We start from the raw sequence: 14,754 nt of genomic DNA on the forward strand, positions 1-14,754 counted from the left end.
TGATTTATTGTCTAGATTGAATGGGTGAATATGTAGGCAATATAAAACTCACTCATCTGATAAATATCATTTTCAAAGGAATTGAAATGAAGATCATCTATTTTTTACACAAAATTCATCAGTCGTTATTTGCAAAAAACCATGATCTAAAGTCGATGGATTTGGCGATTCAACGTGTGACCCAGAAGCAGCAAATCCAAAATCAACTTATTTTATTTAAAACAGATTATCTGGAATAAGCTTTCTATCTATTAATCAGTTTAGATTATACATATTCTGAAGCGGCATGTGCTGAAGCCCATGCCCACTGAAAATTAAACCCGCCTAAATGACCAGTTACATCTAAGATCTCACCTATAAAAAATAAACCTTTTTGTTTTTTACTTTCCATGGTTTTTGATGAAACTTCAGTGGTGTCAACACCGCCTAAAGTGACTTCTGCAGTCCGATAGCCTTCAGTACCAGAGGGTTTGACTTCAAATTGCTGTAGTTTATTGGCAATCGTTTCAAGTTTTTCATCACTTAATTGCCCAATCGCCGTTTCAGCCCACTCGGACCAAATGAGATTTTGTAGTTCAATCACCACACTTTTCGGTAAAAGTTCAGTCAGTAAGGTTCTGATTAACACCTTGGGCTGGCTTTGCTTTTTGCGCTTTAAAAAATCAAACAGCTCAAGACTTGGTAAAAAGTTAATATGGAATGCTTGTCCTGCATTCCAATAATTTGAAAGTTGTAATGAGCTTGGACCACTTAAACCACGATGTGTAAACAACAATGCTTCAGTAAATGCAATCAGTTCGTTAGATAGTGTTGCTTCAACCGCATTGCCGCTTAAACGAGTGGTAACTTCTTTAAATTGATCTGAAAAAGTGAAGGGAACTAAACCTGCGCGTGTAGGATAGATGTGGTGACCAAATTGTTTGGCAATTTCATAGCCGATGCCAGAGCCACCCAATGTTGGAATAGATAAGCCACCTGATGCAACAACAACAGATTCAGCCTGAAAATAGCCTAAATTGGTGGCAACTTGAAAAGTCTGATCGTCAAGCGTGTTAATCGCTTTGACTTCACAACTGGTTTTAATCTCAACATGATGTGTTTTTTCACATTCGTTGAGCAGCATGCTTAAGATTTCTTTTGCGCCATTTAAGGTAAACAGTTGTCCATGTTTGCGTTCTTCATAGTCAATGCCATATTCACAGACCATCCCAATAAAGTCCCAATTGGTATAACGCGTCAGGGCAGAGATGACAAAATGTGGGTTATGTGAAATAAAATTCTCAGGCTCAACATAAAGATTGGTGAAGTTACATTTACCACCACCTGACATGAGGATTTTTTTACCAATTTTATTGGCTTTCTCAACCACTAAGACTTTACGACCACGGGCAGCTGCTTTTGCCGCAAGCATTAAACCTGAAGCACCTGCGCCGAGGACAATCACATCATATTGGTTAGAAGACATATCACACTCATGGAAACTTTGAGCAGGGGATTATAGACAAATTTAAAGTAATTTTCAGGACAATTATAAATAGGTAGGGTTTAGCTACGTCCTTGCAAGCCACCACTATGCAGGATCAAGATTTTTGCATTTTCTTTAAAGTAACCTTTTGAAATTAAATCAAAAATCCCATAAAACATTTTCCCAGTATAAATCTGTTCAAGCGGAATGCGATATTGCTGCTCAAAGTTGTTTATAAAGCTAAGTAATTCAGCAGTGGTTTTGGCATAGCCTCCAAAACAATAATCATCCAGTATTTTCCAATTGCTTTTATGGGTGAGTTGACTGACATCTTGTTGTAAAAAATCACCTTTAAGTGCTGAAAAACCTAAAATTTCCTGCTGTGGTGAACTGGCGTTAATCAGCCCAGTGATTGTGCCACCTGTTCCTACCGCACAGCAAATTACATCATAATAATTTAAATCTTCTGGCGTTAAAATTTCCTGACAACCTTGTATAGCAAGCTCATTGGTTCCGCCTTCAGGAATAATATAAGTGTTTGGATAATGTTGTGTTAATTCATCGATCCAGTCATGATTATTTTTTTGTCTATATTTTTCACGTGAAACAAAAACTAGCTGCATGCCCAACTGCTGTGCTGTCGTTAGAGTAGGGTTGAGCGGTTTATGCGCTAACTCCTCGCCCCGAATGATCCCGATGCTTTTAAATCCAAATAACTGTGCTGCATAGGCTGTGGCAGCGATATGATTGGAATACGCACCACCGAAAGTCAGCATCTGTTTTAGGCCAAGCTGACGTGCTTCAATCAAATTATATTTGAGTTTAAAAAATTTATTGCCAGAAATTTGTGGATGGATTAGATCAAGCCGTTTAACTGTAAGTTGAACAGATCCAGCAAAATCTAAACTTTGGTAGGGAATAGTTTGGGCAATATGATCAAACATGCTGATTTTTTAACTGAATGGGTGTGTGTGAGTAGCTTTGAATTAAGCCTGTTCAAGATATTCTAATCAAACCTGTAAAACAAGACAGGTTTGATTGAGTTTCATGTCTATTATTGGGGATAAATTTCTAGGTTTTAACTCAAGCTTTTCACTTAGGCGGATCATTGAGTGCTGGTATCGACGGAAGTCACCACAGACATCCCCGGTCGTAAGAATTCTAAACCTTTTTGATTGGGATCAATAGCAATCCGCACAGAAATACGCTGTACGACCTTGGTAAAATTACCTGTGGTGTTGTCAGGCTTAAGCACACTAAACTCAGCACCAGCAGCAGGTGAAATCTGTTCAATACGGCCAGTAAATTTTTGATGTTTCATAGCATCTACCGTAAATGTTGCTTTTTGCCCGATGTGCATATCAGCAATTTGTGTTTCTTTGAAATTGGCAATCACCCAGGTTTGTTGCGGAATTAGATACATTAACTGGGTGCCAGCTGCAACATATTGTCCCACACGAGGAGTGACTTCGCCCAACTGTCCATCCATCGGTGCTGCAATCACGCTATAGTCTTTTGTCGTTACCGCTTGATCAAATTGTGCCTTGGCATTGGTGACTTGTGCTTTTAAGCCCGATTGAGCCACTTGAGCTGTTTTTAACGCTTCTTGAGCAACCAATACATTGGCTTCCGCTTGTTTGAGTAAGGCTAAATTATTTTTTACATCCGCAGCCGCTTTGTCTTGTTCTGTTTTAGAGGTTGCGCCAGTATTTCCTAATTGTTGATAACGATTGAGTTGTGCTGTTGAAAGTTCATAACTTGCTTTGGCTTGTTCAACTTTGGCTTGTGCAGCCACAATATCTGCTTTGCGTTGTTCAATCGCTTGGGTTTGATTGGCTAAAGTAGTATTGGCCTGATCAACACCTGCTTCAGCCTGAGTCACTTTCTGATCATAGGTTGTGGTATCAATATGCATTAATGGCTGACCCTTTTTGACATGGTCAAAATCAGTCACCAATACATCTTTGACATAACCATTGATTTGAGAAGATAAAACTGTGGTTCTGCCTTTGATATAACTATTGTCGGTGGATTCTATGCTGCTATCAAAAGGGCCAATTTTCCATGCGCGCATAATCACAGCAATCCCCACCAACAAGACCAAGAGCATCAACAGCAATGTTCTTTTCGCTGTTGGAATAAGCTTACTGGATGGTGATGGCGCTGCTGCTGTTGCAGGTGCTTGTGGTGGTGTAACTGCTGCTTGCTCTGTTGGTTTTTGATCTTGCGACATAAGAATTCTCAAATATTTTTTAATACATAGCGTGACATTATGGATCATCTGATTTCGGAATAGCCTGAGATCTGTCTAACTGCTATTGAGGACCTGTTGCTGTTTTTTGAGTTGATAGCGTGTCCATGCAATATTAAAACTACTCCAAATCAACAGTAAAATGGCGAAAATTCCATTTAATGCAATCACATCATTATAGGCACGCACTTGTGCTTCTCGTGTCACAATCTGGTTTAAATTGCGATAAGCTTGGTTCTGTTCAAGTGATGCATCTAAAGTATATTTATTGGCTGCTTGCTGATAGGCCGCAAGTCGTTGCACCACCAATGGATCAGTTGGTGATAAGTCACTGACAATTTCAGCCCGATAATTTTGGGTGCGTAATTGTTGATAGGTTGAAAAGAATGAATTTCCAATTAAACCACCAAAGCTTTGTGTTGCAGAGAACAACACCACAAAAGTGACCATGTGTGATGGGCCTTTTTGTAAGGCATTAATAATCCCTGTCAGCAACAATGGTCCGATAAACATACCACTGGCAAAGCCAACAATAAATTGGCTGCGGTAAAAATTCTCAGGTCGAACATCACTGGTGAGGTGATAGTCTAAAGCGCAGGCAATAAGAACCAAGACCACAGCACCGACCAAGTGCCATGAGATGCGTTCTCTTTTAAAGGTCATGGCGCTAAAAACGGTGCCGAGCACAATGCCAAGAAAAATCACGCTATACAAGGTAACGAACTGATCAGGTCCCATGCCCATGGTCTTTAAAAAGTTAACGGCTGCGTAACTTTGCTCAGACATAAGCAAACGAATCGCCAATGCACCAAACACAAATTTAAGTGTGGTGGCTGAACCTAGCCAACGGGTAATGATAAGTGGATTGACACGGTAATGTTCATAAGTCAGTCCGATAACAATAAGACTGAAGCCAGCAATTAAGGCATACCCTAACCATTTGACTTCAAACCACCAAAGGATTGGGCCTTGGGTCAGGACGATACATAGCAAGGCAAAGCCGGGTGCAAGTAAGGCAAAAGTGAAGAAATCCTGTTTTTCAAAGACTTCGATTCTTAAGCTACGTGGCAGTTTTAAAGAAACCACCATTGCCAAACAACATATCGCTAAACCCAGCTCAAAGGTATAGAGCACAATCCAGTCATTTACATCAACCAGAGATGGGGAAATGATCCATGCTAGTGGAATACCCAATTGTTGAAAGCCCAGCGCGAGATAAATTCCTCGCCCAAAGTTTTCTCGTTTAAAGGCCTGCATGATGTAGTACATGCCTAAAGAACTCAGGGGGGCGGCAACCAAACCGCTGATCACACGGACAAACAATGCCATTTCAAAGGTATGCACAAAGATATGTAGCACCAACACACAAATAAAAAGCACTAAACCAATTTCAGAAAAAAGCCGTAACCCATATTGTTGCCGAGCTTTAAACAGAATCATGTTGGAACTAATATTTGCCATTACATAAGCTGCGGGAATCCATGCAGCTTCTGAAGGCGTTAGCGAGTATTCACCCTGAATAAGTGGTAAATTTGCAGTAATAAAACCATTACTTAAACTGCCTGAGATCGCAACAAACAGGCCAATAAAAAAATAAATCAGCTTTTTATGTGTTGGATGTGCAATAGCCGCAGGCGAGCCTGGTAAGGTTGGACGCTCTTCTGGTGTCCAATCTGGGGCAGGTTCAAGTAAACGTGGCGATTTATCCATAAGTGCCTCAATTACGCCTTGATGCCATCAATCAGTAAGTCAACTGCACGTGTGGCCAGTTGAACTTGTTCTTCGTCGGTTAGCCCTTGAAAGGAAGCCCTTAGAATACCGGTAATTAGCGCATAATCTTTTGGGGTAAGATCTGGTCGGCAAATATGATGGGCAATGGCTTGATCAATCAGCGGTTGAAGAATTGCGTCACGCCGTTGATAAATATCCACCATACTTGGGTCATTACGATCAATCACACGCCAATATTCCATCAAGGCGGTGAGATAAGGTAGATTCTCGACATGATTGCGAATTAACCGAATCAAACCATCAGGATATTCTGAAAAGCTTTTTGCCCGTTCATCTAGACGAGTTAATGCTTGTTCCATCAAGGCGATGACCAACTCACGGCGATCTTTAAAATTACGATAAAAGGTTGCCCGTCCAACGCCAGCTTCATCAATCACAAGCTGTAATGGCGCACGAATCCCTTGTTTACGGAATATTTTCAGTGCAGCATTAAGCAAATCTTCGCGATTTTGTGCCGCTTGTTTTTGACGTATACGCATAGGGGAAATTGCATTAAATTTTATTCTGATATTTAACGGACATTTTTGTCCGTTGTAAATTGCTAACTCTGTGGATTTTTGTAAATTGCAGCTTTAAAGTTGATTAGATTGGTTAGAATGACTTAGGTCAATGATTAATAAATCGTATAAATAGGTTTAGATTTCTAAATATTTACCCTTTAAAATAAAACAATAAGTGTGCTGAAATTGTGAAAATTTTTAAAAATATTGTTATTTCGATCTGCTGCATCGGTGTATTGGCGTTAAATGCCTGTACGCCATCTGAGAAAAAAGCAGATCAAGCTGCATCTTCAAGAAAATCATCAGATCAACTGATTGAACAACAATTCAAGCTTTGGAAGGCGCAACAAGACCCCCAATTATTGGCGGATTATTATCAGTTTATGTCGCAGTATTTAAAACATCCACCTAGTCTGATGGAGCTGACAACCAGCCGAAACTATATGCCGGAGCAGTGTTACTCAAAACGTTTTGCTATTCCACCTAAAGCCTTTTGGAAAAATGTGGTGAGTAGTTTGCAACTGGTGGAAAAGTTAAATCGAAATGAATATTTTAAAACATATACGATTTCAGCAATCTATCGTGCCCCTGAATTAAATAAATGCATAGGTGGGGCGGAAAAAAGTAAGCATTTAAGTAATTATGCAGTTGATTTTCATGTGCTATCACCCAAAGAAACCATTAAAAAAGATCGCGAATTATTAGTTAAAAAAATGTGTCATTTTTGGCAAGTGGAAGGCAAAAGTTATAAAATGGGTTTAGGCGTTTATGGTAATAATCGCTATCATATTGATACCCAAGGATATCGTACTTGGGGTAAGGACTTTAAATCGAAAAGTTCGCCGTGTTTAAAAAGTTAAAATTGTATTTTTGAGCAAGAATTGAACTTGAATCTATATTAAAAAATGCTGAAATATTGGGAACGTTATTTATGTTGAAAATAATAAAGGGTTGTTTATTTGCTCTGCCTTTTTTCAGTAGTTATTCTGCTTTTGCGCAAGCTGATGCTGCTGTCGAAGTTGACCCTGAATACGAAGTATTGGGGCGTGCAGGAAAACTGAAAATTCAAAAAGAGTCTTGCACTCAGCATGGTTCTAGTTGTGACTATGTACTCTATGATGCTAAAGGAAAAAAGCAGGTATTAATGGAAAAATGGAGTAAAACCGCAAATGTTTATCAATTTAATCCAAATTTAATGGGTTTTTTGTTGGGGGTAACAGGAAGTGAGTATAATCTCACTGTGATTAATGATAAAAACCAACAAAAAGATTATGGCAGTTTTCTTGCGATGAATGGGCAGCAAAGTTGTTTTGTAACTTTTGAATCGAATTTAAAAAATATGCCGAATTCATTGGTATTTTATAGCATTCCTGATTTTCGGGTACGTTTAGTGCTCAACAACAAAGTGCCGCAATTTAAAAAGCTGAACTATCCTGCAACGGCAAATTTTGAGGATAATGGTGATTTTTCATTTAACTATAATATTAAGGTCGGAAACGAGATGGGGGTACAGGATGTTATCATTCAAAACCCTTGTCAGTCTGATTATCGGGTAATTATGAGTTAACATAAATAAAATAAAGTTATTAATTTCATTAAAATTCATCATTTTTATTTTTGAATTGAATTGTCTATTGTCGTTTTATTCGACAACAAGGACACGACAATGACCACTCAACAGCAAGTTAATCAGGCACAATATCAAAATAAATCAGAAGCATACTTAAATAGCCAAGTACATGCACAAGGCATTGAGTTTGAAAAAATGCAAAATTTAATCCAACAGCATCAATTCAAACGAGTTTTGGATCTAGGCTGCGGTGGTGGGCATGTCACGTATCAGATTGCTGCATTCACTGAGCAAGTAATTGCCTATGATATTACGCCTGAAATGGTCAATCTTGTGACCACGCAATCTCAACAAAAGGGATTCGATCATGTCATAGGGAAGGTTGGTGCGGCAGAGCAATTGGATTTTCCTGTTGAGCATTTTGATTGTGTGATCAGTCGTTATTCTGCGCATCATTGGCAAAGTATCACTCAAGCGATTGATGAAATTTATCGTGTATTACGTGCTGATGGCAAAGTGATCCTATTTGATATTATTGGCAATTCTAATCCAATTTTAGACACCTTTATTCAGACCATAGAAACCATTCGTGATCCAAGCCATGTTCGAAATTATAGTTTGGCGGAATGGGTAAAAATCGTAGAACAAGCAGGCTTTAAGGTAGAAACCATTGAAAAGCAAAGTTTACAGTTAAATTTTCAAAGTTGGGTGGAGCGTATGCAAACACCAGTAGAGGGTATCCATACCATTCGCTATTTACAGTCCAAAGCTGCTGATCAAGTACAACAGTATTATCAGATTCAGCAAGATGGTACATTTACCAGTGAAGCTGTATATTTGGTATTGAGTAAAACTTGATTTAGAAATCTGATGCCAAAAAAAATAATCAATACAATAGTTCCGATATTATTTAGCATGATGGCTTATTCCAGTAGTGGTTATGCCGAGCAGATTCATCGCACAGTGGCCAAGATAGGGCAATTTTCGGTTATTCAGCAAACATGCGATGAAGATGCAAATGATCATTGTGATTTTGTACTCTATGAAGGCGATGATTATAAGTTGCCCTTGGTCATGGACTGGGAGCGTGGTTTAAATGTTGAAAACCAAACCGAGGATTTCTTGCATTTAAGCTATGGCTATACCTTTAATGTTCATCATAGTCTTTTCATCTCGAAGGCGGGGATCATTCAGGCTTTAGACAACGTTGTTGCTGTGGATGAAAACACTGGGTGTATTGCCCGATTTGAATTAAAAGATGTGCCTACGATTATTTTTCAAAAAGTATTTACCGCGAAAATTTTAAACAAAATTCAACTTCAACCAGAGCAACACCCTAAAATTGAGTCTGTAAGCGTAGATGCTTTTCAATATTTTAGTGACATGGAATTTGATGGAAATGGTGGCTTTCACTACCGTTACAAAAATAAAAGTGGTGAAGATCAAGCTGTTTTAATGATACATGCTTGTGACGTATAGCCACTTTCTATAGATAGACACCTTTTGAAATAAAAAATAGCTGTATTTTTAATCAGAACTGTTATGCTCGAACTATAAATAAAACAAAAAATGGAGGAGATGCCATGAAAAAGCTATCCATCAGTTTGAGTGTAATACTTGCAGTATTTTTGGCTGGGTGTGAAAAGAAACCACCTACACCAACAAAAACTGAAGTTCGTTCAATCCATATCGCAGGTATGCCTGTGTATGAAAAAGATTATCGTCTCAGTGCTCGTTCAGTGGATTCACAACCCTGATTTTTATTCAAAATATAAAAACGAGTGCATCAAGAGAGGATGTACTCGTTTGGTTTTAATTCAATTTAACTCAGTTGATTTTAAATGAATTAATGAAAAACTGTTTCTAAAGCTTTTAATCCGACTTTAGGATCAAGTAATCCATTATAGATCTCAGGAATTTCACGTTCTACGCCAAAGAACTCATAAATTGCAATCATGGCACCACGAACAGAATATTCAACAGTAAAAACCACATCATCTTCAATTTCAACAAATTGCCCCAAGAATGCGAAGTTTTTTGCACCTTGTGGAATAACCTGTGGGCGGTCACCAGGCTTACGGCAAGCAAATAAAGCCGATGCATAAGGCATCATAGCTGTTGTTACAATGGTGTTTGCTAGAACATGCTCAAGAATGTCATCAAAGCCGAGTTGTAGAATCAGTTCAGTGAGTATTTCGTTGCCTGTTGCTTGTGACATCGGTTTTTTGATGTAATCACCTGTTTGATCAATTTGGAAACCATAGCCCCAGAGGGTAAAGGTGCCTTCTGGTAAATTTGCAAAATGCGGTTGAGCAGGCACCACAATCGATAAATGCCAGCCAGATTCAAACCAAGTCATCAGTGCCCCAGTACCTGGCTGGTTGCCTGTGTAATCAATGATGCGATTTAACAGAACATCATCTGTCATGGTGAGTGTAAAAGACTCCCATTTATGTTCATCAATGTTGCCGTAAAAGGTCATTGGTCGGCCAAAGTCTGGTGCTTTTTTCGCAAGGGTTTCCCATAATGTCCAACCATGATCAAGTCGATCACGAATAAGCGCTGGAACATCATCATTCCCAGCATAACGGGAATCTGCTGTAATTGAACCTAAAGTAAATATGGCAAGATCATTTTCTTGAAGGTTGATTTGCTCAGTACCTTCAGGAAGGTTGACATACAAGCGTGTTGCACGACGTTCTAGGGTTGCTTCATCGGTTTGAAAGTCTGCATCTGTTACATAATTGCCAAAACGAACATCTACGCCTTGTTCAAGCAACCAACGTTGTAGCGGCAAAATCATGGAATCATATTGGTTGTATTTGGTTCTTTTTACCCCAGCGAGGGTATGAATACGTGGTAACTCTTGGATAAAACGTAAGAAATAGCGACGAAGTTCTGCTGCACTGTGCCATTTTTGGAAGGCAAATGTCGTACGCCACATACGCCAAAAGTTCGTTTCAAAGAAGGTCTCATCGAAAAATTCATCAATACGGCGGCTGCCAATTTTTTCTTCTTTCGCCGCCAATAAGCGTAACATTTGCGCGCGATGGCGTGTATTTAAACCCAGTTTAGCGGCATCTGAAATCACATGCTGCGCATCAATTAAACGGGCTTGTGCATGGGTTTTGATTTGCTCATTGAACTCACGACATTCTTCACGAACAGAAATTTCAGGATTTTCTAAGGATGGAATACTCGAAAATAAGTCCCAAAGACATAAATATGTTTCATCTGTCAGCATCCGCCCACCACGGGTAACCCATGCTTGTGCAGCATGTGGCGTGTGACCGCCATCCATTGAACCACCTGAGACATCTAACTCTTCGAGAATGTGAATATTTTTAGCTGGTACTTTGGCATCACGTATAGCAAATGCAGCAGCTGCCATTCCAGCAATTCCACCGCCAATGATCCACAAATGTGCTTGGTTTGCATCTAAACGGTTGGTTTTGTTGTTGTGCATTTTTTACCCCTGAGTATAAATATTGATTTTGGATAATTTAAAACCATAGTTTTATTATGGTTTTTTATAGCCTATAAACACATGAAAATGGAAGTTAATTTTTGTGATTTATGTGGTCTATTTTATGGGTTTTTAGGATGTTTTATATACCTTGATGATTTTATTGATATAATTAAGATGTTGAAAAATAAATTTTTTATTGAGTTTTTACTCTAAAAATATTTTTTGCTCTGTTTGTGGTGATAATACACAAGTGTATTTAAATTTATGATTGAAATTTTGATGAACTTGCATTGAATAAAAGTGTAATCGCGAAATAATAAAGATTTTTATATCTTCAAAAATCGGTTGTAGCGTAAAATATCTATTCTTAAAAATAGTCTGGGTTGGGGTGTCTCTTGGAATCATTATTGATTTTAGGTTCAATTGCATTGGCATTAATGCTAGGTGCGATTAGCCCTGGTCCTACATTTGTCTATGTGGCTAAAAATTCAATTGCGATTTCTCGTAAACATGGTTTGTTTACCGCTTTAGGGACAGGCACGGGCGCAGCTTTATTTGGTTTTTTAGCTGTAATGGGATTACAAGCAATCTTATTGGCTGTACCTTCTGCATATTTAGCTTTAAAAATTTGTGGTGGTCTGTATTTACTTTGGCTGGCTTATAAAATTATTAAGCATGCTAAAGATCCAATGGCGCAGGCATCTGACTCATCCACGGTGATGAGTTATCAACAAGCGTTTCGTTTAGGTTTAATTACCCAGTTAAGTAATCCTAAAATTGCGATTATTTTAGCCAGTATTTTTACTGCGCTTTTACCCAAAGACATTCCAACGTATTTTTATTTTGTTTTGCCTATCTTGTGCTTCTTTATCGATGCAGGCTGGTATTCACTGGTTGCTGTTGCGCTTTCAGCGGAAAAGCCGCGCCGTGTTTATTTGAAGTTTAAAAAAGTCTTCGATCGAGTCGCGGGCGGTGTCATGACATTACTTGGTTTAAAGCTAATTTTTGGTATGAAATGATTGTTTTTAAAAGCAAAAATGGTCATGGATTTTATCAGTAGATCTTGTTTGTTAAAAACTAATTAACAGTATGTTTAGTTTGTGTTATATATTTATTCATTATAATGGTTTAGACCTTAGAGAGATGTAATTTTGAAAAAAATATTATTGATTGCTGCCTTAAATGGCTTGGTACTTACTGCTTGTTCTACCACTGAAAGCTCTAAAACCATCCAAGCACCTCAAGTGGCTGCTGTGACTTCAGCGGTAAAATATTCAGGTGCGAAAACAGCAGTTTCGATTGGTAAGTTTGATAACCGCTCAAGTTATATGCGCGGTATCTTCTCTGATAATGTCGATCGTTTAGGCGGTCAAGCAAAAACGATTTTAGAAACGCACTTGCAACAAACCGGATATTTTTCAGTCTTAAATCGAGACAATTTATCAGAGCTGCAACAAGAGGCTGGTTTTGGTAAAGCAGCTCAATCCATTAAGGGTGCACGTTATGTGCTCACTGGGGATGTATCTGAATTTGGGCGCAAAGAAGTGGGTGACCATCAATTGTTTGGGCTATTAGGGCGTGGTAAAACTCAAATTGCCTATGCAAAAGTCAATATTAATGTTGTTGATGTAAAAACAGCAGAAGTTGTCCATTCTGTGCAGGGTGCAGGTGAATACGCGCTCAGTGAACGCGAAATTTTAGGTTTTGGTTCTACAGCATCTTATGACTCAACCTTAAATGGTAAGGTTTTAGATCTGGCTGTACGCGAAGCGGTTAATCACCTTGTCACAGATATTCAAACAAACAAGTGGTCCGTACAATAGGTTTGAATAAATGAAACGGGTTTTATTATTCTTAAGTTTTTTTACAACGTTAACTTTGCTTGGGTGTGCATCTGGACCACAGTCTTTATATAGCTGGGGCGGATATCCACAACAAACCTATTTAATGCTGGCGGTTCCAGAAAAAACTTCGCCTCAGCAACAAATTTTAGCGCTTGAAAAAGATGTTGAGAAAGCAAAAGCAAAAAATGCCGCAGTGCCACCAGGTTTATATGCGCATTTGGGCTTGTTAAATCTGAATATTCAAAATGGCCCACGTGCAATTGAATATTTTGAGTTAGAGCGTCAAATTTATCCTGAGTCAACCGTATTGATGGATCGTTTATTGAAGAAAATGACCATTCAATCGACTGAGGTAAATCCCAAATGAAAAATATGAAACAATTATTGGTACTTGGTTTACTGATGATGCTTTTCACCGGTTGTGCGGTATCACCTAAGCAGAATCGTGATTTAGCAGCATATCGTGAGCATATCCCTAAGTCGATTTTGGTACTTCCTCCAATCAATGAGTCTCCTGATACGCGTGCAACCTATGGGTATTGGTCAACAGTAACATTGCCTGTGGCTGAGGCTGGTTATTATGTATTTCCAATTTCTGTTGTTGACACCATGTTTAAAGAGAATGGGGTCACCAATGGATTTGATGCTCAAGCAATTCCTCCGCAAAAGTTAAAAGAGATTTTCGGAGCAGACGCTGCGTTATATATTAAAGTTAAAGAGTATGGTTCTAAATATCAGGTGATTCAATCTGTAGCTGCAGTTTCAGTAGAAGCCAAACTTGTAGATTTGCAAACTGGAACATTACTCTGGCAAGGTGAGCAGCGACTTCAGCAAGCCAATGATAATAGCAATGCAGGTTTGATTGGCGCGCTGGTCGGTGCTTTAGTTGATCAAATATCCAATCATTTGTCAGACAAAGCCTATACTTTATCCAGTACTGTAAGCTCGCAATTATATTCACCGAGTCTAAATCAGCAAAAAGGTCTGTTATATGGACCACGATCTCCAAACTTTAGCCAAAATGCGGTGAAACCTTAAGCACTGGTACTGTTTGCGAGCATCAAATAAAAACCCCAATTTAAAAATTGGGGTTTTTATGTTTAAAGCATATTGCTGATTAGTGCACCATAGAAATCTTGTCTAAGAAGAATTTGGTTCTTTCATGACGCTCATCCGGCTTATTAAAGAAGTCATCTGTTGCACAGTCTTCCAAAATCTTGCCTTGATCCATGAAAATAACTCGGCTTGAGACTTTACGAGCAAAGCCCATCTCATGAGTTACACACATCATGGTCATGCCTTCTTTTGCCAATTGACTCATGACTTCAAGCACTTCACCCACCATTTCAGGGTCTAATGCCGAAGTAGGTTCATCAAATAACATGCACACTGGATCCATACACAGACCACGGGCAATCGCAACACGCTGTTGCTGACCACCAGACAGTTGACCTGGGAACTTATTTTTGTGAGCTGCCAGACCAACACGATCTAAATATTGCAACGCTTTTTTCTCCGCCTCTGCTTTAGAACGATTTAAAACCTTAAGTTGCCCAATGGTTAAATTATCCAAAACAGTCATATGTGGGAACAATTCAAAGTGTTGGAATACCATTCCCACACGAGAACGGAATTTTGCTAGATCAGTTTTTGAGTCTTTTAACGCTGTTCCATCAACAACAATATTGCCTTCTTGGAACGGTTCTAATGCATTTACAGTTTTAATCAGTGTAGATTTACCAGAACCTGAAGGTCCACACACCACCACAACTTCACCTTTTTCAATTGAAGTGGTGCAATCTGTAAGAACTTGAAAATCTCCATACCATTTTGAGATATGTTGTATTTCTATCATTGGCATATT

The 14,754-nt window shown here is 38.8% G+C and carries 17 protein-coding genes; 10 read left to right on the forward strand and 7 right to left on the reverse strand.

Going from position 1 to position 14,754, the window contains the following annotated elements; genetic code table 11:
- The first annotated feature begins 86 nt into the window (after window positions 1-86).
- On the forward strand, window positions 87-239 hold the full coding sequence (locus L3V46_RS04030) for a hypothetical protein (RefSeq protein WP_004723764.1): 153 nt from the start codon (window positions 87-89) through the stop codon (window positions 237-239).
- Between the two features lie 26 nt (window positions 240-265).
- Here L3V46_RS04030 and L3V46_RS04035 read toward each other — a convergent pair whose 3' ends face one another.
- The 5 genes from L3V46_RS04035 to L3V46_RS04055 all read right to left on the reverse strand — a co-directional run bounded on the left by L3V46_RS04035 (window position 266) and on the right by L3V46_RS04055 (window position 5,986).
- Window positions 266-1,465, reverse strand: coding sequence for an NAD(P)/FAD-dependent oxidoreductase (locus tag L3V46_RS04035; protein WP_239044981.1), 1,200 nt, complete (start codon window positions 1,463-1,465; stop codon window positions 266-268).
- Window positions 1,466-1,545: 80 nt separating this feature from the next.
- A complete protein-coding gene (locus L3V46_RS04040; RefSeq protein ID WP_239044982.1) occupies window positions 1,546-2,409 on the reverse strand; it encodes a pyridoxal-phosphate dependent enzyme in 864 nt (287 codons plus the stop codon).
- Window positions 2,410-2,570: 161 nt separating this feature from the next.
- A complete protein-coding gene (locus L3V46_RS04045) occupies window positions 2,571-3,698 on the reverse strand; it encodes an HlyD family secretion protein (RefSeq protein ID WP_239044983.1) in 1,128 nt (375 codons plus the stop codon).
- A 75-nt stretch (window positions 3,699-3,773) separates the two neighbouring features.
- Complete coding sequence (locus tag L3V46_RS04050; protein ID WP_004817668.1) at window positions 3,774-5,426, reverse strand: MFS transporter; 1,653 nt, start codon at window positions 5,424-5,426, stop codon at window positions 3,774-3,776.
- Between the two features lie 11 nt (window positions 5,427-5,437).
- A complete protein-coding gene (locus tag L3V46_RS04055) occupies window positions 5,438-5,986 on the reverse strand; it encodes a TetR/AcrR family transcriptional regulator (RefSeq protein WP_239044984.1) in 549 nt (182 codons plus the stop codon).
- Between the two features lie 209 nt (window positions 5,987-6,195).
- On the opposite strand from L3V46_RS04055, the gene L3V46_RS04060 reads away from it, so the two are divergent.
- The 5 genes from L3V46_RS04060 to L3V46_RS04080 all read left to right on the forward strand — a co-directional run bounded on the left by L3V46_RS04060 (window position 6,196) and on the right by L3V46_RS04080 (window position 9,334).
- The gene (locus tag L3V46_RS04060; protein ID WP_239044985.1) at window positions 6,196-6,867 is read left to right on the forward strand and encodes a D-Ala-D-Ala carboxypeptidase family metallohydrolase; all 672 of its coding nucleotides are present in this window, start codon (window positions 6,196-6,198) and stop codon (window positions 6,865-6,867) included.
- Between the two features lie 71 nt (window positions 6,868-6,938).
- On the forward strand, window positions 6,939-7,574 hold the full coding sequence (locus tag L3V46_RS04065) for a hypothetical protein (RefSeq protein WP_239044986.1): 636 nt from the start codon (window positions 6,939-6,941) through the stop codon (window positions 7,572-7,574).
- A gap of 99 nt (window positions 7,575-7,673) precedes the next feature.
- Window positions 7,674-8,435: a class I SAM-dependent methyltransferase gene (locus L3V46_RS04070; protein ID WP_004817661.1), complete on the forward strand. Its 762-nt coding sequence runs from the start codon at window positions 7,674-7,676 to the stop codon at window positions 8,433-8,435.
- Between the two features lie 57 nt (window positions 8,436-8,492).
- Window positions 8,493-9,056, forward strand: a complete 564-nt coding sequence (locus L3V46_RS04075; protein WP_343212681.1) for a hypothetical protein — start codon at window positions 8,493-8,495, stop codon at window positions 9,054-9,056.
- A gap of 104 nt (window positions 9,057-9,160) precedes the next feature.
- The gene (locus L3V46_RS04080) at window positions 9,161-9,334 is read left to right on the forward strand and encodes an NF038215 family lipoprotein (protein ID WP_004817658.1); all 174 of its coding nucleotides are present in this window, start codon (window positions 9,161-9,163) and stop codon (window positions 9,332-9,334) included.
- A gap of 89 nt (window positions 9,335-9,423) precedes the next feature.
- Here the strand turns inward: L3V46_RS04080 and L3V46_RS04085 are convergent, their stop codons facing one another.
- Window positions 9,424-11,043 (reverse strand): oleate hydratase, encoded by a 1,620-nt coding sequence (locus L3V46_RS04085; RefSeq protein ID WP_239044988.1) that lies wholly within the window; start codon window positions 11,041-11,043, stop codon window positions 9,424-9,426.
- A gap of 398 nt (window positions 11,044-11,441) precedes the next feature.
- On the opposite strand from L3V46_RS04085, the gene L3V46_RS04090 reads away from it, so the two are divergent.
- From L3V46_RS04090 to L3V46_RS04105, 4 genes are all read left to right on the forward strand, one after another.
- Window positions 11,442-12,065 carry a LysE family translocator gene (locus L3V46_RS04090; RefSeq protein WP_034613803.1) on the forward strand — a complete coding sequence of 208 codons (624 nt, stop codon included), beginning with the start codon at window positions 11,442-11,444 and terminating at the stop codon, window positions 12,063-12,065.
- Between the two features lie 132 nt (window positions 12,066-12,197).
- A complete protein-coding gene (locus L3V46_RS04095) occupies window positions 12,198-12,869 on the forward strand; it encodes a CsgG/HfaB family protein (protein ID WP_034613806.1) in 672 nt (223 codons plus the stop codon).
- 10 nt (window positions 12,870-12,879) lie between these two features.
- The gene (locus tag L3V46_RS04100; RefSeq protein ID WP_034613811.1) at window positions 12,880-13,257 is read left to right on the forward strand and encodes a DUF4810 domain-containing protein; all 378 of its coding nucleotides are present in this window, start codon (window positions 12,880-12,882) and stop codon (window positions 13,255-13,257) included.
- Window positions 13,254-13,928: a DUF799 domain-containing protein gene (locus tag L3V46_RS04105; RefSeq protein WP_239044989.1), complete on the forward strand. Its 675-nt coding sequence runs from the start codon at window positions 13,254-13,256 to the stop codon at window positions 13,926-13,928. Before L3V46_RS04100 ends, L3V46_RS04105 begins: the two co-directional genes overlap by 4 nt.
- Window positions 13,929-14,007: 79 nt before the next feature.
- Here L3V46_RS04105 and L3V46_RS04110 read toward each other — a convergent pair whose 3' ends face one another.
- The gene (locus L3V46_RS04110) at window positions 14,008-14,751 is read right to left on the reverse strand and encodes an amino acid ABC transporter ATP-binding protein (RefSeq protein ID WP_004723740.1); all 744 of its coding nucleotides are present in this window, start codon (window positions 14,749-14,751) and stop codon (window positions 14,008-14,010) included.
- Between the last annotated feature and the right edge of the window lie 3 nt (window positions 14,752-14,754).

Source organism: Acinetobacter sp. AG3, from assembly GCF_022343575.1.
Classification (GTDB): domain Bacteria; phylum Pseudomonadota; class Gammaproteobacteria; order Pseudomonadales; family Moraxellaceae; genus Acinetobacter; species Acinetobacter guillouiae.